Origin of the sequence: Streptomyces sp. NPDC048650, from assembly GCF_043199095.1 — a bacterium.
Lineage (GTDB): Bacteria > Actinomycetota > Actinomycetes > Streptomycetales > Streptomycetaceae > Streptomyces.
The window spans coordinates 46,353-68,034 of the sequence record NZ_JBICVM010000009.1; the positions used below are offsets into that span (position 1 = coordinate 46,353).

Here is a 21,682-nt window from a genome sequence, read left to right on the forward strand (position 1 = left end):
GCGGTTCGGTGCCCGTCCACGGCTGAATCCGTACGGCCGTCGACGCCACGAAATCCGTGTGAGGATCGCCGCTGAGGGCTCGATCAACGGGCAGAAGGTCCGCCAGGCAACGGATTTCGTTGTTCGGAGGGCATTAACGAGACCTTGACGGGAATCGTCGCCGGGGGTTGTATTCGGTCACCGAAGCGACGCCCGCAGTGTGCCGGGATTCCCGCGCTTCACCGGCCCTCTCCGTCGAAGAGTGCCCCCTTCCTGCAGACAGCACCGATGGGACACGGATGACCGATATGCACTACTCGCCCGTTGCCTCCGCAGTTTCCGACCGGGAAGACCACAGCACGGCGGAAGAACTCCGTGGTGATACGGCGGGCGCGCCCAAGCTCAACCGCTCGATCGGTGTCGTGGGCGGCACGCTGCTCACCCTGTCCTGTCTGACCCCCGCGTCCTCGCTCTTCGTGATCGTGCCGGACTCGTTCGCCACCCTGGGCACGGGCACCGCACTCACCATCGCCGTCGCGGCCCTGCTGTGTATCGGTGTCGCCTTCACCTACTCCGAGCTGGGCACGCTCATCCCGAGCTCCGGCGGGGAGTACGCGATGGTCGGCACCCTGATGGGGCGGCTCGCGGGATGGCTGGTTTTCGTACTCTCACTGATCGTCGTCATGATCGTCCCGCCCATCATCGCGCTGGGCACCGCCGACTATCTGGCCCCGATCATGCATCTGGACCCGCAGTACACCGCGGCCGGCGTGATGCTGCTGGCCACCGTCATGGGCCTGCTGGACCTGCGCGCCAACGCCTGGATCACCGGTATCTTCCTGGTGCTCGAGGTCGTGGCCTGCGCCGTCGTCGCCTTCCTCGGCTTCACCCACAGCCGGCGCTCCGCCTCGGTGCTCGTCCACCCGGTCATGGACGCCGGGCACGGCCACAGCACGGCGGTCACCGCGGGGCTGATCGTCGCCGGGCTCGCCACCGCGCTCTTCATCCTGCAGGGCTTCTCCACCGCCGTGTACCTCGCGGAGGAGATGGAGAACCCGCGCCGCAACGTCTCGCGCACCGTGCTGTGGACCCTCGGCATCGGCGCCGCCGTCGTCCTGATCCCGGTCGTCGCCATCACCCTCGGCGCCCCGGACCTCAAGACCCTGGGCGCCGGCGACGTGGCCGGCATGGTGCAGTCCTGGAGCAACTCCGGCGTCGGCACCTTCGTCAGCCTCTGCATCGCCCTCGCGATCATCAACGCCGCCATCGTGATGGTGATCCAGAACTCCCGGGTGGTGTTCTCCTCGGCCCGCGACGCCGCCTGGCCCACCCCGGTCAACCGCGTCTTCTCGCACGTCGGCAAGCGCTTCGGCTCGCCCTGGGCGGCGACCCTCGCCGTCGGCGTCCCCGGCGCGGCGCTGTGCTTCGTCAACCTCGACACCCTCAGCGAGGTCACCGGCGTGGCCGTCGCCGCCATGTACGTCTTCGTCGCGCTGGGTGCCCTGGTCTCCCGCCGCGGGGACCACAAGCACCGCCTGGCCTGGCGGATGCCGTTCTGGCCGGTGATCCCGGGGCTGCTGGTGCTGGTGCTGGTCTGGGTGCTGTGCCAGCAGAGCGTCGAGAGCCTGGTGGTGACGGGCGGCATCGTCGTCGCGGCGGCCGCGTACTGGGCCTGCTACCTGCGCCCGCGGCAGGAGACGCACTGGGTGATCTCCGTCCCCGAGGACGAGCAGGCGCCCGCCGAGGAGGGTGTGGTCTCCCCGACGGGCGCCTAGAAAGCCCGCGGTACGCCCCCGGCCCGCCCGCTACTGCCCGGCGGGCCGGGCGAGGGCGAGAGCATCCAGCAGCAGGCACACGTGGTCGACGGCGTCCCGCCCGGCGGGGCCGTCGGCCGCTGCCGTTTCGTCGAGCAGGCCGGCGGTCGCCCGCAGCAGCGCGAGCAGCCGCTCGCTGCCGCCGGCCGGCGGCTCCGCGTGCGCGAGGGCGGAGCGGATCTGCTCGCCGTTGAGCGGCAGGCCCGTCTCGAGGAAGCGGAACAACGCGACGGCGGCCCGCCGGTCTGCGTCATCGGGCTTCCACAGACCGAGCGCGTGGTGGTCGATGAGCGCAACCGCCTCGGCACGGATCTCCTGAGCAACATGCATGCTCACGAACGTCTCATACCGCATTGTCGGCCCGCCGGGCCGCCGCCCGGCCGTCCGCGCCGCCCGGCGGCCCCCGCCGATCTTCCGGCGATCCCCGCTGACCAGGCACATTGGGCAAGGAGCCGCACTCACCCGACCGGCCGAAAACCCGAATTCCGGCGTCCAAACCTGTGGCAAGAGTTACATGCCGCGTAAAGGGCCGTCGCAAGGGAGTTCCCGGTACGTGGCGGAGTGTGATGGGAGCGAATGCCGTACGCGATTCCATTCCGGTACGCGGCAGAGCGAAATGCCCAATAAGGGTAAGAGTGGGACTTCGGGTGCAGGTTGCCGCCTCGCCCCGAAGAAGTGGTTCGTTCGCGACAATGCGCATCTGCGGATAAAGAACTCCGCAACCGCATAGCCGGGAAACATACCCGCTGGTTTACTGGCCCTCTGGTGCCCGGGCCAGGAGCGCGGGATCATCGGACCAGCTCCGGGATGTCCGCGCACCCGGCCGTCGCGGGGCCGCCCCGAGCGGCTGCGCTCCGCATCGCGCGGCTCGCCCACCGTATGCGGGAGGTGTAGAAAGAGGACATGGCCGGACGCTACGGCCGCCCGCGTTCGGTTCTGAGGATGCGAACTGTCGCCGGCCAGGTCTTTCTTCTGCAGGTGGCGATCGTGGTGCTGCTCGTCGCCGCAGCCATAGCGGCACTCGTGCTGCAGTCCAGAACGGACTCGGAACGCGAGGCCCGCAACCGGTCGGTCGCCGTGGCCGAGACCGTCGCCCATGCCCCCGGCATCGAGCAGGCGCTGCGCAGCGCCGACCCCACCGCGGTGCTCCAGCCCCGAGCCGAGGCGGCCCGCAAGGGCTCCGGCGTCGACTTCATCGTCATCATGAACACCCGCGGCATCCGCTACACCCACCCCCTGCCCGACCGCATCGGCAAGAAGTTCGTCGGGAACCTGGCGCCCGCGCTGGCCGGCGGCATCTCCACCGAGAAGATCACCGGAACCATAGGGCCCCTCATCCAGGCCGTCGTCCCGATCACCGACCGCAGCGGCAAGGTCATCGGCCTGGTGTCCGCCGGCATCACCATCAGCCGGGTCAGCGGCGTCGTCGACGATCAGTTCCCGCTGCTGTTCGGCGTGGCCGCGGGCGTCCTGCTCCTGACCACCGGTGGCACGGCGCTGGTCAGCAGGCGGGTGCGCCGGCAGACCCATGGCCTGGGCCCGGCCGAGATGACCCGGATGTACGAGCATCACGACGCGGTGCTGCACGCCGTACGCGAGGGCGTGATCATCGTCAGCGGCAGCGGCCGGGTGCTGCTCGCCAACGACGAGGCGCGCCGGCTGCTCGGCCTCCCCGCCGACGTCGAGGGGCGACAGGTGCGCGAGCTGGGGCTGGATCCGCGGACGGAGGCGCTGCTGGCCTCCGGCCGCACCGCCACCGACGAGGTGCATCCGGTCGGGGACCGGCTGCTCGCCGTCAACCAGCGCTCCACCGGCCAGGCCGGCGGGCCGCCCGGCAGCGTGACGACGCTGCGCGACACCACCGAGCTCCAGGCGCTGACCGGCCGCGCCGATATGGCGCGCGGCCGCCTGAAGCTGCTCTACGAGGGTGGTACCGAGATCGGCACCACCCTCGACGTGGTCCGCACCTGCGAGGAACTGGCGGAATTCGCCGCCGCCCGGTTCGCCGACATCGTCACCGTGGACCTCGCCGGGGCCGTGCTGCGGGGCGAGGAGCCGACCCCGTCCGGCGCGGGTCCCGAGATGCGGCGTACGGCGGTCAGCGGCGAGGACGCCGAGAGCACCGCGCTCTATCCGGTGGGCAAGGTGATCCGCTTCAACCCGGACACCTCCATGGGACAGGGCCTGGGCAACGGCGAGCCCGTCCTCGAAGCGGACCTGCGTGCGAGGGACGGCTGGCAGCGGCAGGATCCCGAGCGGGCCGAACGGCTCATCGAGTACGGCGTCCACTCGATGATCGCCGTCCCGCTGCGCGCCCGCGGCGCCATCCTGGGCGTCGCCATGTTCTGGCGCGCGCAGGAACCCGAGCCGTTCGACGAGGAGGACCTCTCCGTCGCCGAGGAGCTGGTCGCCCGCGCCGCGGTCAGTGTCGACAACGCTCGCCGCTACACCCGCGAACACGCGATGGCGGTCACCCTCCAGCGCAGCCTGCTGCCGCGCGGCCTGCCCGAACAGAACGCCGTCGAGGCCGCCTACCGCTACCTTCCCGCGCAGGCCGGGCTCGGGGGCGTCGGCGGGGTCGGCGGGGACTGGTTCGACATCATCCCGCTGCCCGGGGCCCGGGTGGCCCTGATCGTCGGCGATGTCGTCGGCCACGGTCTGCACGCCGCCGCCACCATGGGCCGGCTGCGCACCGCCGTCCACAACTTCGCCAACCTCGACCTGCCCCCCGACGAGCTCCTGTGGCACCTGGACGAGCTGGTCACCCGTATCGACCAGGACGAGGCCGCCGACGGCTCCGCCGGGGTCACCGGCGCCACCTGCCTCTACGCCCTCTACGACCCGGCGTGCGGCCGCTGCACCATCGCCCGCGCGGGGCACTGCCAGCCGCTGCTGCTGCGTCCGGACGGCAGTACGGAGTTCATCGACGTGCCCGGCGGTCCGCCGCTCGGCCTGGGCGGAATGCCGTTCGAGAACTGGGAAGTGCAGCTGCCCGAGGACAGCCGCCTGGTGCTCTACACCGACGGCCTCGTCGAGGACCGCGACCGCGACATCGACGCCGGGATGGCCCAGCTGGCACGGATCCTGGCGGACCGGCCCGACCGGAGCCCGGAGGAGACCTGCGAGGCCGCCCTCCACGAGCTGCTGCCCGACCGCCCCGCCGACGACATCGCACTGCTCGTCGCCCGTACCCGCGTCCTGGACACCGCGCACGTGGCCGACTGGGAGGTCCCGGCCGAACCGTCGGCCGTCGCCCAGGTCCGCTCCGCCGCGGTCCGCAAGCTGATCGAATGGGACCTGGCCGACGAGGCCTTCACCGCCGAACTGATCCTCAGCGAACTGGTCACCAACGCCATCCGCTACGCCTCCGGCCCCATCCGCGTACGCCTCATCCGCGACCGCTCCCTGATCTGCGAGGTCTCCGACCACAGCAGCACTTCCCCGCACCTCAAGCAGGCCGCCATCACCGACGAGGGCGGCCGGGGCCTCTTCCTCATCGCGCAGCTGGCCGACCGCTGGGGCACCCGCTACACCGGCGACGGGAAGGTCATCTGGACGGAGCAGCCCCTGGTGGCGGAGGTGCGGGGGGAGGAGGGTGCGCCGTCGCTCGGCCCGCCGGCTTCCTGAGCCGGCGCCGGCCGTGGTGGAAGAGCAGGTTCAGGGCGAACGCCACGATCAGCGCGGCCGTCGACGGGCTGCCGAAGATCAGCTGCCACCACTCGGGGAAGCGGTGGTACAGGCGCGGCGCGACCACGGGGAGCATGCCGGTGCCGACCGCGGTCGCGACGATCAGGAGGTTGTCGCCGCGGTCCAGGCCCGCCCGGCGCAGGATGCCGATCCCGACGGCGGCGACGGTGGCGAAGCACATCAGGGAGGCGCCGCCGACCACGGGCCCGGGGAGCGCGGCGATCAGCGCGCCCAGCCGGGGGATCGTGCCCAGGAACATCATCATGCACCCGGCGGCCGCGGTGATGGCGCGGCTGTGCATACCGGTCATGAGGGTCAGTCCGACGTTCCCGGAGAAGACCGTGTCGGGGAAGGCGTTCAGGGCGCCGCCGAGGATGCCCGACAGCCCGTCGGCGGCGAGCCCACGTCCCAACGCCCGGTCGGTCAGCGGCTGTTCGACGACCTCGGCGACGGCGATCATCTGTGCCGTCGACTCCGCGAAGACGACCAGCACGACCACGCACATCGAGACGATGCCGGCCGCGGGGAACTCCGGTGCGCCGAACCGCAGCGGCGTCACCATGCCCAGCCAGCCGGAGTCGCCGACGCCGGAGAAATCGCTCAACCTCATCGGGATCGCCACGAGCGTTCCCGCGGCCAGTGCGACCAGCACGCTCACCTGCGCCAGCAGGCCGTGGGTGAACCGCCTGAGCAGGACGAGGAAGAGGACCACGCTGCCCGCCAGGGCCAGGTGGCCGACCGGCGCGTAGCTCTTCGCCGAGGGGTCCGGGCCGGCGATCATCCCCGGCGCGGTGCCGATCAGCGCCAGGCCGACGACGGTGATCACCACCCCGCTGACCAGCGGCGGGAAGAGTCGCAGCGCTCGCGCGAACGGGACGGCGACGAGCATGCCGAACAGTCCCGCGGCCATCATCGACCCGTACACCGCGGGCATCCCGTACTGCCGCGCGATCATGATCATGGGTGTCACGCACACGAACGAGCCGCCGGTGACCAGCGGTAGCCGGACGCCGAGCAGGCGGCCCAGGCCCAGGCTCTGGACGACGGTGACGATTCCCGCCACGAACATGTCCGCGTTGATCAGTACGGCGACCGTCTCCCGATCGAGTCCCGCTCCGGCGCCGAAGAGGAGCGGAACGGCGACCGCGCCCGCGTACATCACCAGCGCATGCTGGAACCCGAGACCGAGCAACCGGCCGACTGCGGGTGTCCGACGGCCTGTTGGGGGACGGGATCCGGCGTGCGGTGACGGGGGCGGAGGGCGGCGCGTTCTCAACGGCATGAGGGCCTCTCGGGCACGGGCACGGGCGCGATGCGGCGCGGGCGGGCCGGGTGGCGGGGCCCGGCCGTTCGCGGTGCGGTGGTGCGACGTCAGTCCTCTCTGGCGGCCAGCAGCCGGGCGGACTCGCGGGGAGAGTTCTCGTTGAGCCTGCCGGCCCGCGATCCCGCCAGCTTGTCGGCGAGGTGCCGGCCCACCGTCGTCGGCGGGTGGAGCGGCTCGCTGTCCGCCGGGACGCAGCCGGGCAGAGCGCTGATCTCCGCGTCCCAGTTCCCGTCGTGGAAGTACGCGGCGGAGCGCCGCCGCACCACCCGCCCGCGCTCGTCGGTCGGTGGCAGTACCCGGTGCATCGTCGACAGCCAACGGTCATTGGTCCAACGCGCCAGCAGGTCACCGAGGTTGACCAGCAGGCAGCCCGGCTCGGGCAGGACGTCGTGCCAGCTGCCGTCGCTGTCGAGGATCTGCAGCCCGGGGACGCGGTCCGCCCACAGCACCGTCACGATTCCGTAGTCGGTGTGCGCGCCCATGCCCATCTGGTCGCGGTCGATCACCGTCTCCTCGTCCGGGAGCATGTAGTGGATCATCCGCAGGACGTCGAGGGAGTGGTCGGTGAACGGGCCGAAGTAGCCCTCCGCCAGCCCCAGCGCGTGGGCGAAGACGTCCGTCAGCCGCTCGGCGAGCGCGCCGGCCTGGGCGCACCAGTCCTCCACCGCCGCGCGGAATCCGGGCACGGTGGGCCAGAGGTTGGCGGGGTAGTGCTCCTCGGGCAGCTCCAGCTCGGGGAAGGAGCCGGCCTCCGAACCGACGTTGAACGCCTCGAAGAGGTCCTCGACGGCTGCCGGTACGCCCAGGCTCAGGCTGAGTTTCTCGGTACGCGGCGGGGTGTAGCCGCGGTTGATGTCCGGGGACGGCGCACGCAGCGCCTTCTTCTCCGCCAGGGGGAGCGCGAAGAAGGCATCCAGTCCGTCCGCGAAGGCGCGCTCCGTGGACTCGGGGATGCCGTGTCCGCGGATCTGCATGAATCCGACCGTGCGTGCGGCCTCGTCCACCGCCGCCGCGATGGCCGCGCGGTCGGCCTCGGTGCCGGTCCGCCAGGCGGAGATGTCGATGACGGGTACCTCCAGCACGCCGTCCACTGCCGTGGCCCTGCCCATGGGGCGACTCCCTTCCGGTGGGTGATCCTGCGCACCGGTGCGCTTGCCCGGCGCGCAGCCGGTACGTGCATCTGATGCTCCCTCAGGAATGTGCTTCAACATTTTGATGAACGAAATGTTGACTGTCATGATCAAATCAAGCCGGTCGCGCGGGATCCGGACGCCACCGGGGCTTGATCCCGTTGTCGCCCGGCACCCTAATCGCATGGCTGTCCGACCGCGCCCAATGGCATGCTGGCGGCGTGAACGGACCCGAAATCCCTCTGCACTTCCCGCCTGAGCTGCATCTCTTCATCTCGGGCGGCCGTACCCCGGCCCGCACCCGGGTGGTGACCGACGGGGCGTCGACCCTCGGCCATGTCGTCGAGTCCCTGGGCGTCCCGCTCACCGAGGTCGGCCGGCTCCTCGTGGACGGCCACGAGGTCCCCGTCTCCCATGTCCCGCAGGCGGGCGAGAACGTCGAGGTGCGCGCCGTCGAACGCCCCCAGCGGGTCCCCGGGGCGCCCCTGCGCTTCTTGCTCGACGTCCACCTCGGCACCCTGGCCCGTCGGCTGCGGCTGCTCGGCGTGGACGCGGCCTACACCAACGAGGACCCGGGTGACGCCGCGCTGGCTTCGCTGTCCGCCGAGGAACGGCGGGTCATGCTCACCCGCGACCGCGGACTGCTCCGGCGCCGTGAGATCTGGGCGGGCGCCTATGTCTACAGCGACCGCCCCGAGGAGCAGGTCACGGACGTACTGCGGCGCTTCGCCCCCACCCTCGCCCCTTGGACCCGCTGCACCGCCTGCAACGGCCAACTCGCCGAGGCCGACAAGGACTCGGTCCAGGAGCAGTTGCAGCACGGCACCCAGCGCACCTACGACGTCTTCGCGCGGTGCACGTCCTGCGGCCGCGTCTACTGGCGAGGGGCACACCACTCCCGCCTGGAGGCGATCGTCGAGAAGGCCCTGCGGGAGGCCGCGGGCTGAGGCCGCCGCCCGGGGAGCGCGCCGACCGCGCGTCCGGTGCGGTCCCCGTTCGTCCTTGTCCCCGGCGCCCCGACGACCGCCTCCGAACGCCCCGGGCCGGCGGGCCGTTGCCCGCAACCGGATACGGCCGGGCCCCGGTGACGCGGCAGTTGCGTCGTCTCGACCCTGGACCCTCGTCCCGCCGCACCGCCCCGCATGTGATGGGGTGACCCTCACGCGCTGCCCGACGCCGTGGCCACAACTGCCCCCCGGCGCACGCCCACTCGGGCCCCGCACGCACAAACGGACACAAGGGAAGCCATCGGTGACACCAGCCTCGACCACCCGCTACGACCGTACCGGCGCCCAGCTGCTCGCCCTGCTGCTCAGCGGGGCCGTGCCCGGCGATGCGGGCCGGATGCGCCACCGGCTGGGGGAGGAGGAGCCTCGCTTCCTCACCTGGGTGCCCCTGAGCGATGAGGCCCGCGCGCACGCCGCCCGCGACCCCGACGTGCGCGTACGGCGGGCACTGGTCCGGGCCAACGGACTCACCGAGGACGACCTGGCCGCGCTGCTGGAGCGCCCCGACCCCGTCGTCGACCAAGCCGTCTACGGCCACGCGGCGGCGCTGCCCTGGATGCGCCGCCGCGTACTCGCCCCCGGCAGGCACCCCGCCACCGCCCTGGCCCCCCTGCTGGCCCGGATCCGCGCGACCACCCAGGACCCGCCCGGACAGCCCCGCTACCTCGGCGCCGCCGTGGTCAGCGAGGTGCCGGAGGTGACCGAACACGCCCTGCGCACCTGCGGCCCGGCGCTGACCACGGCCGAGCAACTGCGCGGTGTGCTGCAGCTCTTCGCGCACCCGGCCCGCCTGCGGACCCTGCTGGACGACGCGGCCGGCGCCCCCGCACCGCTGCTGCGCACCGCTGTCGCCGATGCCGCGCGCGCCGCACTCGACGACGGCACGGATGCCGGCGCCGGCCGACTGCGCGCGGCCGTCGCCGCCGCCGAGGGCGCCGAGGGGTTGACAGCCGGTCTGCGGGCGGGCGAGGCAGAACCGCTCTGGCGGCAGCACCTCGACTGGGACACCGTGTTGACGGGGCATCAGGAGAACCCGCTGCCGGAACCGGTCGTGCGCGCCCTCGCCGCCCGCCCCGACTGCCCCGAACCGGTGCTCGTGGACCTCTACCGCACGCACCCCACGGCCGTGGCCGACGCCGCCCGCCCCTGCCCCGCCGTGCTGCGCGCCGCCGCCCGCACGCCGGCCCACCCCGAACTCGCCCGGCTCGCGGCCGACGTGCGGAACGCCGACGAGGAGACCGGCGCATCCGTCCTCGACGCCGTCGCTCCCGCCCGCACCGCGGCCCTCACCCTCGCCGCACTCGGCCCCGGCGCCGCCGGACCCCTGCGCGCCCGGCTGCGCCGTCACCTCGGCGCCGACCCGGGCCGCTGGGCCACCCTGCGGGCCGCCCTGTCCCGCTACCGGGGCACCCTCGCCGCTCTGCTGGCGGACATCGCCGACGGTACGGTCCCCGAGCCCGCGCCCACCGCCACGATGCCCGCGCTGGCCAAGCCGTACCGCTTCCTGCTGTTCGCCGCCGACCCCGACGACCTGCGCGATCTGCTCCCGCACATACCCGGCGAGCTGCTGCACGCCCTGCTCGCCAAGGGCTCGCTGCCACCGCACGCCCTGCCCACCGCCCTCGCGGCGGCCGACCCCCGCGTGCGGGCCGCCGTCGGACACAACGTCGCGCTCGACGTCCGCGAGCTGCGCCGCCTCACCGAAGGCGACGAGCCGACGGTCAACGCCGCCGTCTACCGCAACCAGAAGGCCACCCTGTCGCTGCGCCGGGCCATCGCCTCCGGCGCCCCGCGTACCCCCGGCCGCACCGAACCGGTCCCGCTCGACCCCGCGCTGCGCGCCGAACTGTGCACCGACTCCCACGAACACCTCTGCGCGCCGCTCGTCACCAGCGGCGACCCTCCCCTCGTCCGCCGGGCCTGGCGGTTCCTGAGCGGCGACGCGCAGCGGTACGCGGTCATCCGGGTCTGGGAGCGCGGCGGCCCGGGCGCGGTACGCGAACTGCTGACGCTGCTCCCGGAGTACGACGTACCGCCGCAGATCGTCCCGGACACCCTCGTCGCGCTCGACCACCCCGACGGCGTGGCCCACCTCCGGGCCACCGCGGAGCCGTACGAGGACCCCGAGACGCTGCCCGGGATCTTCGCTGCGCCGCGCGGACGCAACGCCACCCGCCGGCTGATGCGGACCATCGTGCGCGAGCCCTATGTCCACGACTTCGAGTGCCTGATCGCCGCCCACCACGAACACGGCTTCCAGCCCGAACCCGTCGAGGAGCTGCTGCGCCACGAGGACGCCGACGAGCCGGTGCGCTTCGCCCTCACCGCGCCGCGGCTGCCCGCCCGTCGTGCCGACGCCGAGCCGATCGCGTATCTGCGCGACGCGTCGTACGGGCCGCGCGGCTTCCCCTGGTTCGCGCGCGCGGCGCGGCACGGGCTGCTCGCCCCCGAACGGCTGGTCGACACCGCCCGCCCCGCGCTGCCGGTCCTGACGACGCTCCAGCAGGCCGGCGGCGACGACGAGGACGTCCACACGGCGGCCCGCCGGTCCGCCGTCGACCTCGCACGGGAACACCTGGCGGGCCACCCGGACGCCTGGGCCGTCGCGCTCCAGTTGCTCGGGACCTTCGCCGGCACGCTCGCCGAGCTGATCACCGTCGCCGCGCAGGTCGCCGGCCCCCGGCCCGACGCGGGGGAACTCGCCCGCCTCGACGCGAGCCGGCACGCTGCCGACGCCCGCACGGCGGCGCAGGAGCCCGCACCGACTCCGCCCGCGCCGCAGATGCACCCCGTCGACCGGCGACGCCTGGACGAGGCCATCGACACCGGTGCCGCGGTGGGTGCCGTCGACCTCCTGCGCAGCCTGGATCCCGAGGCGCCGGTGCCCACCGACCCCGACGTGCTCAAGTCCCTTGCGAGCACCCATGCCTCCGACATCCCCGGCCTCGTCCACCCGGACTGGCTGGCCGCGGCGTGCCGGGCGCACGCCGCGCCCGAGACCCTCGAGCTCCTGGCGGAACGGACGCGCCAGGGGCCCGACGGCCATCCCGGTACTACGGTCAGCGCGCTGGCGGCCTGCCGGAACGGACGGATCGCACCCAGCGCCATGGTCGCCCGGCGGCGCGCCGAGGAGCTGGACCCGCTGCCCAAGTCCTGGTTCTCCCGCGGCAAGGCCGCGGTGCCGCTGCGTGCCGCGCGCCACCTCGTCGCCGACCGGCTCGGCGCCGATCCCGTGCGATGGCTGCGCGCGCTCGCGGCCATGGACACCCCGGCGGCCGGGCGCCCGTTCGGCGACCTGCTGGAGTACGCCGCCGCCACGCCCACCGCCGCCGACGCGCCGTGGACCCCGATCCTGACCCCGGCCGCCGCAGGCCTCCTGCTGCACGCGGACACCGATGCCCTCGCCGCGGTGCTGCCCCGGCTGGACCCGGACGCGGCGACCACACTCACCACGAAGGCGTGCGAGCGCGGGCACGTGACCGACGCCCTCGTGGACCACTTGTTCGCCGCGGACGACCGGGCCGCGCTGCTGGTCCTGGCCAGGTCGGGGGGCAAGCAGTGCGACCGGATACGCAGGCTGCGGCTGCTGACCCTGGACGACCCCGCGGTCAACCACGCGCTGTACGGGGGCTCCTCGAGCGAGATCCGGCGGATCATCCTCTCCCGCCGGCCGCAGGGGAGCGCCGCCGGTGGCCCGGACGGCCTCCTCCCCCTGGCACCGCAGCTGCGGGTGCGGCTGCTCGGGAACTTCACCTTCATCGGGCGGAACTATCTGCACGAGTACCGCGTAGCGGTCGAGGCGGCCGATGCCGAGATCGTCGAGCACGCACTCACCTCCTGGGGCAAGCACGTCCCGCTTCCGGACCATCTCCTGGCCGCGCGCAACGCCCTGCGCCACGGTGGGCCGGACCACCTGCGCTCGCTGATCGACCGGGGGCTGCTGAGCGTCGGCGCCGCCAAGGTCGCCGCCAAGGCACTGGCCGCGCCCGACGGGGACGCGGTCCTGACCGCCCGCCTCGACCGGGAGTTGAGCCCACAGCGGCTCGTCACCAAGCTCCGGGCCGCCACGGGGTACAGCCGCGAGAGCGAGGAGCTCCTCGATCTGCCCTACGTCCGCGACTGGGACGTCCTGGTCCGCGCCCACCGAGAGCAGCCGTTCCCGCTGAACGCCTGGCACGCGCTCGGCCGGCTCCCGGACGCCCCCGAGGACGTCGCGGCGGATGCCGTCGTGCGCTGGTCCCCCATCCCGGCCCGCGCCCTCGCCGACGGCAGCGCCCGCCTGGCCCGCGCGGCCCTCGCCCATTCCGTCGGGCAGGACGAGCGCCCCGAATTCGCCGCCCTCCTGGACGCCTTTCTCGAACGGGGCCTCCTCACCGCCGACGACCTCCTGCACCGAACCGACGGCGCCAACCGCGTCCTGCACTACCTGGGCGAGACCGCGCTCCGCCAGGAACTGCCCACGCCGGTACGGTCCGTCACCCGAGCGGCCACCGAGGAGCTCGCCGCCCTCCTCACGCGGCACCTGGGCACCGACCGGGCGGCCTGGCAGCGCCTCTTCGCCGCCCTGACCCGCAAGGACCCCCACTGGCCGCCGATGCCGGGATCGCCGGCCACCGTGGGGGCTCTCCTGACGCACGTGGCCAAGGAGCCGATGGCAGGAGTGAGGTGAGGGCCGGATGCCTGCCGCCGGTGCCGGCACCGGCACCGGGTGGACGGCCGCCGCCACGTGGGCGCACCTCGTCAGCGGACGAGCCGGGGCGCGGCGCCCGCCCGGTGCGCTCCCCTCACGCCGAGGACCCGGCCGGCACCCCCGCGAGCCACTCGCTCGCCGCGTCCACGGCGGCCTCCGCCGCCGGCAGGAACCCCAGCGCCCCCAGGAAGCCGTGGAAGGTGCCGCCGTGTTCGTCGACCCGGGCCTCGACGCCCGCCGCGCGCAGGGCGAGGGCATAGGCGCGCCCCTCGTCCCGTAGCGGATCGCACTCGGGCAGGACCAGCAGGGCGGGCGGCAGGCCGGTCAGGTCCGGGGCGAGGCCGGGGGAGGCGTACGGGTGCCCGGGGTCGCCCCCGGGGCCCAGATACTGCTCCCAGTACCAGCGCATATGAGCCGTGGTGTGGAAGAAGCCGGTCGCGTAGGCGGTCGCCGAACCGCCGGTCAACCGGTGATCCAGGGCCGGGTAGAGCAGGAGTTGGGCGGCCGGCCGCCGACTGCCGCGGTCGCGGGCCATCAGGGTGACGGCGGCGGCGAGCCCGCCCCCGCTGGAGTCGCCGCCGACGACCACCCGGGCCGGATCGCAGCCCAGCTCGGCGGCGTGGGCGAGGGCCCACTGGGTGGCCGTGTACGCGTCCTCGGCGGCGGCCGGGAACGGGTCCTCCGGTGCGCGCCGGTAGTCCACCGACATCACCGACGCACCGCTGCGCAGCGCCAGTTCACGGCACAGGCCGTCGTGCGTGTCGAGGTCGCACATCACCCAACCGCCGCCGTGGAAGTAGCCGAGGAGGGGGCGGGGAGCACAGGCTCCGGTGGCGGGGCGGTAGAGACGGACGCGGATGCCGGGCGCTCCCGGCGGCCCCGGGACGGTCCGGTCCTCGACCGCGACGCCCTCCCGAGCGGGACGTGCGGCACCGGTGCCCGTGGCGCGGCGCAGGGACGCCGCGTCCAGCGGCCCGTGCCTCGGGTCGGGGAAGCCCGCCGTCATCGCGTCGCATATCCGGCGGGCGGCGGGGGAGAGCGGGTCGGGGGAGGGGGTGCCCGGGGAGGGGGTGCCCGGAGACGAGGCTGCGGTTGCGGTCATCAGGTGGTCAGCCCTCCGTCCACGGCGAATTCGGCGCCGGTGATGTACGCGGACGCGTCCGAGGCCAGGAAGCGGACCAACTCGGCCACTTCCTCCGGCCGTCCGATGCGCCGCAACGGTGCCCGCGGATACTCCTGTTCGCCACGTTCGGGCCCCAGGGCGCCCGCCACCATCGGGGTGTCGATCATTCCCGGGTGCACCGAGTTGACCCGGATCCGGTCGCCGGCCAGGTCGATGGCGGCCGACCTGGTCAGGCCGCGCAGCCCGAACTTGCTCGCCCCGTACGCCGCGTGCTGCGGCAGGCCCTTGAAGCCGGCCGTGGAGGAGATGTTGACGATCGAGCCGCCGCCCGCCCTGCGCAGCGCCGGGACGACCGCCTGGACGCCGAGGAACGGGCCGAGCAGGTTCACCCGGAACAGCAGCTCGAAGTTGGCCGCGGTCTCGGTGTCGACGGGAGCGGTGTGCCACAGGGCCGCGTTGTTGACGAGGATGTCGAGCCGGCCGAAGGACGAGAGGGCGGTGCCGGCGACGGCCGCCCACCCCTCGGCATCGGTCACGTCGTGCCGCACGAAGACGGCTGCTTCGCCCAGCCCGTCGGCGACGGCTCGGCCCTCCTCCTCGCGTACGTCGGTGAGCACCACGCGCGCGCCCGCTTCCGCGAACAGCCGCGCCTCGGCCGCGCCCTGGCCCCGCCCGGCGCCGGTGACCACGGCGACCTTGCCGTCCAGACGCTGTCCGTCGGCGCTCATGCGCGCTGCTCGAGGGCCCGGAAGTGCGGGATGACCGTCTCGCCCCACTGCCGGATGGTCTCCATGCACGCCTCCTGCGGCACGGTGCCCATCTGGATCAGGCACATCACCTCGTCCACCCCGATCGCGCGGAGCTGTTCGACATAGGCGATGGCGTCCTGCGCGGTGCCGTAGGCGTGCTGCGCGTTGTAGGCCCCGGTGTCGTTGGGGCGTGCCGGGATGTTCGCGTCGTGCAGCTTGGCGACCAGCCGCTCGCGGCCCTGTTCCATGGCCGCCACGTGGTCCGCCGCTTCGATGTCCTCGTCGTAGCCGGTCGGCGCGGGGCCGTTGCCGTACCAGTGGGCGATGGACTCGGCGAAGAACCGCTGGCCGCGGGTGCCGATCCGGTACGCGGCGGCGGCGTCGTCCAGTACGACGGTCGGGCACAGCGCCGAGAAGTGGTCGTTGACCTCGCCGGAGACCAGCCGGTCGCCGTCGCGGGTGGCGATCGCCTCGTCGTAGACCTTGCGCATCTCCCGGACGTCGTCGGCCCCGGCGAAGCCCATCACCAGTGCGCCGATGCCCAGTTCGGCGGCGAGCCTCAGAGTGTCGTGCTTGCTGCACGCCATGAAGAGCGGCGGGTGCGGGCCCTGGACGGGGCGGGGCAGGATCGCGCCGGGGCCGATGTCGATCGACCCGTGCCACTCGAACTGCTCCGTGCGCCAGGCGTTGGCGAAGATCCGCAGCGCCTCTTCCATCTGCGGGTAGGTGTCCTCGGGCCGGACGCCGTACATGGACATCTCCTGCTTGGTGGCGCCGCGCCCCGCGCCGATGTCGACGCGGCCGCCGGAGAGCACGTCCAGCATGGCGGCGCGCTCGGCGACCCGGACGGGGTGCTGGTAGCCGAACGGCATGGTCACCACTCCGTGACCGATGCGGATGCGGGACGTCCGCGCGGCGACCCAGGTGAGGAAGATCTCGGAGGCGCTCATGTGCGCGTACCGGGTCAGCGCGTGGTGCTCCACCGCCCAGATGCGGTCGAAGCCCATGTCCTCCGCGTACACGGCCTGTTCGACGCAGTCGTGGATGACCTGCCGTTCGTGTTCGGGAGTCGGATCGGCGAGCTGGGCCTCGAAGATCATCGAGAACTTCACGGGGAACTGCCTCCTGGAGACGCCGGATAGTTATTTCGAATAGGAATATGTCTAGCAGGAATACGAGGGCGAAGGAAGTGGGGTCGGTGATGTCCGGTCGGGGCGATCCGGGCGTGGACCGTAGACTGCGGAACGTGACGGAGAAGAAGGCGAGCGGGGCCCAGGCCGGCGATGGCGAGCGTCCGGCGCTGCCGGCGACGAGCTGGGCGGTCCTCGGGCTGCTCTCGTTCGGCGAGGAACTGTCCGGTTACGACCTGAAGAAGTGGTCGGACTGGTCGCTGCGCTTCTTCTACTGGAGCCCGTCCTTCAGTCAGATCTACGGCGAGCTCAAGCGCCTGGAGAAGGTCGGCTACGTCACCTCGCGGATGGTCGCGCAGGAGACCGGCAACCGCGACAAGCGGGTCTATGTGATCACCGACGAGGGGCTGGACGCGGTCCGTCACTGGGCCCGTGAGGCGTCGGTGGAGCCCCCGGTCCTCAAGCACGGCGTGATGCTGCGGCTCTGGCTCGGCCATCTGCTCGAGGGTGACCGGATGCGTGAAGTGCTCGGCCGGCACCGGGAGTACGCGGAGACCATGCGGCAGCGCGCCGAGGTCGATGCGGCGGGCGCCCGGGACAAGGAGGAGTGGGTCTACCCGTCGCTCGTCCTGAAGTGGTCGGAGCGCTACTACGCCTCCGAGCGGGATCTGGCCGATGCGATGCTCGCCGACCTGGACGAGATGGACCGCAAGCGCCCGTAGGTGCGGCGGAAGTAGAGCAGCGGGTCGGCGTCCCGCACCCGGCCGGCGGGGGCGAGGGCGGTGACCCTGCCCAGTGCGATGACGTGGTCGCCACCCGGCAGCGTGTCCACCAGGTCGCACTCGACGGTCGCGAGCGCGGCGGTCAGCAGCGGCGCGCCGTTCCGCCCGGGCCGCCAGTCGACCCCGGCGAACTTGTCCCCTCCGGTGACCGCGAACTGGCGGCACAGCGCCTGCTGGTCGGCGGCGAGCAGGCTGACCGCGAACCGCCCGGCGGCGCTGATCTCCGGCCAGGTGGTGGAGGTCTGTGCCGGGCAGAAGCAGACCAGGGGCGGATCGAGCGACACCGAGGCGAAGGACTGCACCGCCATGCCGGCCGGCCGTCCGTCGGGCCGGAGCGCGGCGACCACGGCGACGCCGGTGCAGAAGCTGGCGAGGGTGTCGCGCATCGCCGCGCCGTCGGCGGGGTGGACCGGTGGGGCGGGCGGCGGAGGGGTGTCGGGGGTGAAGGTGGGCACGCTGCCTCCCGAAGTTATTTCTACTAGGTATATGTCTAACCGAAACACTGTGATTGGATACCGGCCACGTCCGCACGTCAAGTAGGCGGCAGCGCGCGGGACCGCGGCCGCCACCTCCGAGCAAGGGAGCGGGAGGCCATGACCAGCGCACACGTCAACCAGCAAGGGCCGCCGGATCAGTTGGAGCCGGTCACCATCGCGCAGCTCACGCGCTACGCCGCCCGGAAGTACGGCGACCGGGAGGCCCTCGTCGACGACGAGGTCCGCTGGACCTTCGCCGAGCTGGGCGAGGAGACGGCCGCCGCGGCGCGGGCCGCGATCGCGCACGGTGTGCGGCACGGTGATCGGATCGCGGTATGGGCGCCCAACAGCCGGCAGTGGATCACCGCGGTGCTCGGCGCGGTCTCCGTCGGGGCCGTGCTCGTCCCTCTCAACACCCGTTACAAGGCGGCCGAGGCCGCCGACATCGTGCGGCGCAGCGGGGCGCGGTGGCTCTTCGCCGCACGCGGCTTCCTCGGCTGCGACTACGACACGATGCTGCTCGACTCCGGTGAAGATCTCGGGCGGTTGAGCGGAACGGTCGTCCTGCGGGACGACGGAGGGCCGTCGTCGGAACGATCCGGAGCAGGCCACCCGGCGAGCGTGGCCTACCGCGACTACCTGGCGTCCGGCCGAGAGGTCACCGACGCCGAACTCGCCGCCCGGACCGAAGCGGTCGACCCCGACGACCTCGCCGACATCCTCTTCACGTCCGGGACCACCGGACGCCCCAAGGGGGTGCCGGCCACCCACGGCCAGACCCTCCGCGTCTTCGGCGCCTGGTCCCGCCTGGTGACGCTGCGCGAAGGCGACCGCTACCTCCTCGTCAACCCGTTCTTCCACACCTTCGGCTACAAGGCCGGCATCCTCGCCTGCCTGCTGCGGGGCGTCACCATGCTGCCCGAACCCGTCTACGACACCGACCGCGTCCTGCGGCGCATGGCGGCCGAATCGGTCAGCGTGCTGATGGGCCCGCCGACCGTCTTCCACGGCCTGATCCACCATCCGGACCGCGACCGCCACCTGCTCACCGCGCTCCGGCTCGCCGGCACCGGAGCGGCGAGCGTGCCCGCGGAGCTCGTCCGGGACATCCGCGAGGAACTCGGCGCCCCGGACGTCTTCACCGCGTACGGCCTGACCGAATCGGGCGGAGTGGTCACCGTCTGCCCGACCGGCGCCGACGCCCGGACCCTCGCGCACACGGTCGGCCTCCCGCTGCCCGGCACCGAACTGCGCATCGTCGACCCGGCCGGCGACCCGGTGCGCACCGGTGAGCCCGGCGAGGTGGTCGTCCGCGGCTACCACGTCATGCGCGGCTACCTCGACGACCCGGCCGCCACCGCCCAGGCCGTCGACGCCGACGGCTGGCTGCACACCGGCGACGTGGGCGTCCTGGACGACCGCGGCTTTCTCGCCATCACGGACCGGATCAAGGACATGTACGTCGTCGGCGGCTTCAACACCTACCCGGCGGAGGTGGAACAGGTGCTGCGCGGGCACCCCGACATCGCCGACATCGCCGTCGTCGGCGCCCCCGACGAACGGCTCGGCGAGATCGGCGTCGCCTTCGTCGTCCCCGTGCGGGGCGCCGCCCCCGATCCCGGCGAGCTCACCGCCTGGACCCGCGAGCGGCTGGCCAACTTCAAGGTCCCGCGCCGCTATCACCTGCTGCCGGAACTACCGCGCAACGCCGGGGGCAAGATCCTCAAGGGCGAACTGCGCCGCACCGCGAGGAAGGGAGCGTCCGGCGCATGAGGCCGACCGGTGAACACGAGGAACTGCGCTCGGCCGTACGGGCGTTGCTCGCCCGACAACCGGACGCTTCGGCCTGGCGTCCGCTGACCGCGCAGATCGGCGCCGCGGGGTTGGCGGTGCCCGAGGAGTACGGCGGCGCCGGCTGCGGCGCCCTCGAGGTCCACGTCGTGATGGAGGAGCTGGGGCGCGCGCTGGCCCCCGTACCCTTCCTCGGTTCCGCCGTGCTGACCACCCAGGCTCTGCTCGCGTGCGGCGACCCGGCACGGTTGCCGGAGCTGGCCGACGGGAGCGTGGTGGGCGCGCTGGCCTGGGCGGAGAACGGCTCCTGGGAGCCGGCTGCGGTACGCACCGAGGCCCGCCGCGGGGTGGACGGCGCATGGCGGCTGACCGGGGTCAAGGAGCATGTCCTGGACGGGGCGGACGCCGGTCTCCTGATCGTGGCCGCCCGTACCGATGCGGGCCTCTCGCTGTTCGAGACGGCGCCGGACGCCCGCGGGCTGCGGCGCGAGCGGCTGGTGACCATGGACTCCACCCGGCCGCAGGCGCGGATCGTCCTCGACGGCACGGTGGGGCGCCCGGTCGGGAGGGACGGCGACGGCGCGCGCGTGCTGCGCCGGGTGACGGACCTCGGGTGCGTGGCCCTCGCCGCCGAGCAGGTGGGCGCGGCCGAGCGATGCCTGGAACTGACCGTGGCCTACGCCCGGGAACGGGTCCAGTTCGGCCGCCCCATCGGCTCCTTCCAGGCCGTCAAGCACCGGCTGGCGGACGCGTATGTCCGGGTCGAAGCGGCGCGGTCGGCCGCCTGGGGCGCGGCCTTCGCGGCCGCCGAGGGGGCGGCGGAGCTGTCCCGCTTCGCGGCCGTCGCCAAGTCCGCCTGCTCGGAGGCGTTTTCGGCGGTGGCGGGGGAGATGGTGCAGCTGCACGGCGGGATCGGGATCACCTGGGAGCACGATGCCCACCGGTACTTCAAGCGGGCGCACGGCTGCGGCCAGCTCTTCGGTGCCCCCGCCCGGCACCGTGAACGGCTCGCGGCGGAGCTGGGGCTGACGGCGGGCCGGGGCTGACCTCGAGCGCCAGGTCCACACCCGATGGGTGCGGTCGGCGCTGCCGGTCACGGCGCTCACACCCTCCTCGCCGCTGCCGACGGCGAGCGGCCCTCCCTCGTACGGGACGGTCGTGAGCGAGCCGATGCCCAGGCCGTGGCCGGTCGGAGGCTTGCCGATCCTGCGGCCGGTCCGCAGCTCCCGGACCCGCACGGCCCCGCACGGCCCCGCGCTGCGTGTCGTCGAAGTCGGGATGCGACGGGTCGAACCGCCGCCTCTGACAGCCCGGTTGCCCGTAAGGCGCCGCACACAAGGACGTGCGGCCGACTGCCTGCCATGGCAACTAGGCACCTGCTAACGTAAGTTGGCATGTGCTGGAGGCTGTCATGAGAGACCCCACGCCGACCGGTGACGAGCTCGTCCGGATACTGGCGACGCTGTCCAACCCCCACCGGGTGCGCGTCGTCGCCGCCCTCCTGGAAGGGCCGCGCTACGTGAGCCAACTGGCTCGCGAACTGGGCATCTCCCGGGCGCTGCTTCAGGTGCATCTGAAGAAACTCGAGGCGGCCGGTCTGGTCTCCTCGCGGATCCAGGTGTCGGACGACGGAAAAGCCATGAAGTTCTACGAGGTGAACCCGTTCTCGGTTCATCTCACGCCCGAGCGGCTCGCCACTGCCGTGGAGACGCTGACCATCGAGAAGGGACCGCCGCGATGAACTACCACCAGTGGCAGGAAGTCATAGCGACCATCGGGATCTTTGTCCTGCTCACCGCCGCCGTGGTCACCGTCATCCGGCAGGTCGCGATCACTCAGCGGGCCAAGGCGCAGCTGACCAGGGAGGCCGCGTACAAGAAGCTCGTGGAGGACGGGGTGGCGGGTCAGGAGCGCATCGAGCGGCGGCTGGAGGCGATCGAGCGGGTCCTCAAGGACGTCGAATAGGTCCCCGCACCGCGGTACCCACCGACCATCACACG

The 21,682-nt window shown here is 73.0% G+C and carries 16 protein-coding genes; 9 read left to right on the forward strand and 7 right to left on the reverse strand.

Annotation, left to right across the window (positions count from 1 at the left end; genetic code table 11):
* The first annotated feature begins 278 nt into the window (after nt 1-278).
* Nucleotides 279-1,754, forward strand: coding sequence for an APC family permease (locus ACGFML_RS24760; protein WP_393547107.1), 1,476 nt, complete (start codon nt 279-281; stop codon nt 1,752-1,754).
* Between the two features lie 30 nt (nt 1,755-1,784).
* Here ACGFML_RS24760 and ACGFML_RS24765 read toward each other — a convergent pair whose 3' ends face one another.
* Nucleotides 1,785-2,123: a hypothetical protein gene (locus ACGFML_RS24765; protein ID WP_393547533.1), complete on the reverse strand. Its 339-nt coding sequence runs from the start codon at nt 2,121-2,123 to the stop codon at nt 1,785-1,787.
* Between the two features lie 573 nt (nt 2,124-2,696).
* Here ACGFML_RS24765 and ACGFML_RS24770 point away from each other — a divergent pair.
* Complete coding sequence (locus ACGFML_RS24770) at nt 2,697-5,420, forward strand: SpoIIE family protein phosphatase (RefSeq protein WP_393547109.1); 2,724 nt, start codon at nt 2,697-2,699, stop codon at nt 5,418-5,420.
* Here ACGFML_RS24770 and ACGFML_RS24775 read toward each other — a convergent pair.
* Together ACGFML_RS24775 and ACGFML_RS24780 are read right to left on the reverse strand one after the other, a co-directional pair.
* Complete coding sequence (locus ACGFML_RS24775) at nt 5,341-6,672, reverse strand: nucleobase:cation symporter-2 family protein (protein ID WP_393547111.1); 1,332 nt, start codon at nt 6,670-6,672, stop codon at nt 5,341-5,343. The genes ACGFML_RS24770 and ACGFML_RS24775 overlap by 80 nt on opposite strands.
* A gap of 179 nt (nt 6,673-6,851) precedes the next feature.
* Entirely contained in the window at nt 6,852-7,913 is a 1,062-nt protein-coding gene (locus ACGFML_RS24780) for an isopenicillin N synthase family dioxygenase (protein ID WP_393547113.1), read from the reverse strand.
* 242 nt (nt 7,914-8,155) lie between these two features.
* Here ACGFML_RS24780 and ACGFML_RS24785 point away from each other — a divergent pair, with 242 nt between their 5' ends.
* Nucleotides 8,156-8,881 carry a Mut7-C RNAse domain-containing protein gene (locus ACGFML_RS24785; protein ID WP_393547115.1) on the forward strand — a complete coding sequence of 242 codons (726 nt, stop codon included), beginning with the start codon at nt 8,156-8,158 and terminating at the stop codon, nt 8,879-8,881.
* Between the two features lie 304 nt (nt 8,882-9,185).
* Entirely contained in the window at nt 9,186-13,610 is a 4,425-nt protein-coding gene (locus ACGFML_RS24790) for a hypothetical protein (protein ID WP_393547117.1), read from the forward strand.
* 115 nt (nt 13,611-13,725) lie between these two features.
* On the opposite strand, the gene ACGFML_RS24795 is transcribed toward ACGFML_RS24790, so the two are convergent.
* From ACGFML_RS24795 to ACGFML_RS24805, 3 genes are read right to left on the reverse strand one after another with little or no spacing between them, the layout of a single operon-like run.
* Nucleotides 13,726-14,733 (reverse strand): alpha/beta hydrolase fold domain-containing protein, encoded by a 1,008-nt coding sequence (locus ACGFML_RS24795; RefSeq protein WP_393547119.1) that lies wholly within the window; start codon nt 14,731-14,733, stop codon nt 13,726-13,728.
* On the reverse strand, nt 14,733-15,482 hold the full coding sequence (locus ACGFML_RS24800) for a glucose 1-dehydrogenase (RefSeq protein ID WP_393547120.1): 750 nt from the start codon (nt 15,480-15,482) through the stop codon (nt 14,733-14,735). Before ACGFML_RS24800 ends, ACGFML_RS24795 begins: the two co-directional genes overlap by 1 nt.
* On the reverse strand, nt 15,479-16,615 hold the full coding sequence (locus tag ACGFML_RS24805; protein WP_393547122.1) for an LLM class flavin-dependent oxidoreductase: 1,137 nt from the start codon (nt 16,613-16,615) through the stop codon (nt 15,479-15,481). Before ACGFML_RS24805 ends, ACGFML_RS24800 begins: the two co-directional genes overlap by 4 nt.
* A gap of 134 nt (nt 16,616-16,749) precedes the next feature.
* Between ACGFML_RS24805 and ACGFML_RS24810 the strand changes: the two genes are divergently transcribed.
* On the forward strand, nt 16,750-17,355 hold the full coding sequence (locus ACGFML_RS24810) for a helix-turn-helix transcriptional regulator (protein WP_393547124.1): 606 nt from the start codon (nt 16,750-16,752) through the stop codon (nt 17,353-17,355).
* Here the strand turns inward: ACGFML_RS24810 and ACGFML_RS24815 are convergent.
* The gene (locus tag ACGFML_RS24815) at nt 17,283-17,870 is read right to left on the reverse strand and encodes a flavin reductase family protein (RefSeq protein WP_393547125.1); all 588 of its coding nucleotides are present in this window, start codon (nt 17,868-17,870) and stop codon (nt 17,283-17,285) included. The two genes, ACGFML_RS24810 and ACGFML_RS24815, sit on opposite strands and share 73 nt — an antisense overlap.
* A 138-nt stretch (nt 17,871-18,008) precedes the next feature.
* Between ACGFML_RS24815 and ACGFML_RS24820 the strand changes: the two genes are divergently transcribed.
* From ACGFML_RS24820 to ACGFML_RS24835, 4 genes are all read left to right on the forward strand, one after another.
* Nucleotides 18,009-19,664 (forward strand): FadD3 family acyl-CoA ligase, encoded by a 1,656-nt coding sequence (locus ACGFML_RS24820; RefSeq protein ID WP_393547127.1) that lies wholly within the window; start codon nt 18,009-18,011, stop codon nt 19,662-19,664.
* Nucleotides 19,661-20,728 (forward strand): acyl-CoA dehydrogenase family protein, encoded by a 1,068-nt coding sequence (locus ACGFML_RS24825; protein WP_393547129.1) that lies wholly within the window; start codon nt 19,661-19,663, stop codon nt 20,726-20,728. Before ACGFML_RS24820 ends, ACGFML_RS24825 begins: the two co-directional genes overlap by 4 nt.
* 365 nt (nt 20,729-21,093) lie before the next feature.
* Nucleotides 21,094-21,423 carry an ArsR/SmtB family transcription factor gene (locus ACGFML_RS24830; protein ID WP_393547131.1) on the forward strand — a complete coding sequence of 110 codons (330 nt, stop codon included), beginning with the start codon at nt 21,094-21,096 and terminating at the stop codon, nt 21,421-21,423.
* Entirely contained in the window at nt 21,420-21,647 is a 228-nt protein-coding gene (locus ACGFML_RS24835) for a hypothetical protein (RefSeq protein ID WP_393547133.1), read from the forward strand. The genes ACGFML_RS24830 and ACGFML_RS24835 overlap by 4 nt, the downstream gene beginning before the upstream one ends.
* Nucleotides 21,648-21,682 lie beyond the last annotated feature (35 nt).

Excerpts from the sequence above, each read along its gene's own strand:
- ACGFML_RS24765 (WP_393547533.1), bottom strand. The coding sequence starts at position 2,123 with ATGCATGTTGCTCAGGAGATCCGTGCCGAGGCGGTTGCGCTCATCGAC.
- ACGFML_RS24830 (WP_393547131.1), top strand. The coding sequence starts at position 21,094 with ATGAGAGACCCCACGCCGACCGGTGACGAGCTCGTCCGGATACTGGCG.
- ACGFML_RS24780 (WP_393547113.1), bottom strand. The coding sequence starts at position 7,913 with ATGGGCAGGGCCACGGCAGTGGACGGCGTGCTGGAGGTACCCGTCATC.
- ACGFML_RS24825 (WP_393547129.1), top strand. The coding sequence starts at position 19,661 with ATGAGGCCGACCGGTGAACACGAGGAACTGCGCTCGGCCGTACGGGCG.
- ACGFML_RS24795 (WP_393547119.1), bottom strand. The coding sequence starts at position 14,733 with ATGACCGCAACCGCAGCCTCGTCTCCGGGCACCCCCTCCCCGGGCACC.
- ACGFML_RS24800 (WP_393547120.1), bottom strand. The coding sequence starts at position 15,482 with ATGAGCGCCGACGGACAGCGTCTGGACGGCAAGGTCGCCGTGGTCACC.
- ACGFML_RS24760 (WP_393547107.1), top strand. The coding sequence starts at position 279 with ATGACCGATATGCACTACTCGCCCGTTGCCTCCGCAGTTTCCGACCGG.
- ACGFML_RS24770 (WP_393547109.1), top strand. The coding sequence starts at position 2,697 with ATGGCCGGACGCTACGGCCGCCCGCGTTCGGTTCTGAGGATGCGAACT.
- ACGFML_RS24820 (WP_393547127.1), top strand. The coding sequence starts at position 18,009 with ATGACCAGCGCACACGTCAACCAGCAAGGGCCGCCGGATCAGTTGGAG.
- ACGFML_RS24835 (WP_393547133.1), top strand. The coding sequence starts at position 21,420 with ATGAACTACCACCAGTGGCAGGAAGTCATAGCGACCATCGGGATCTTT.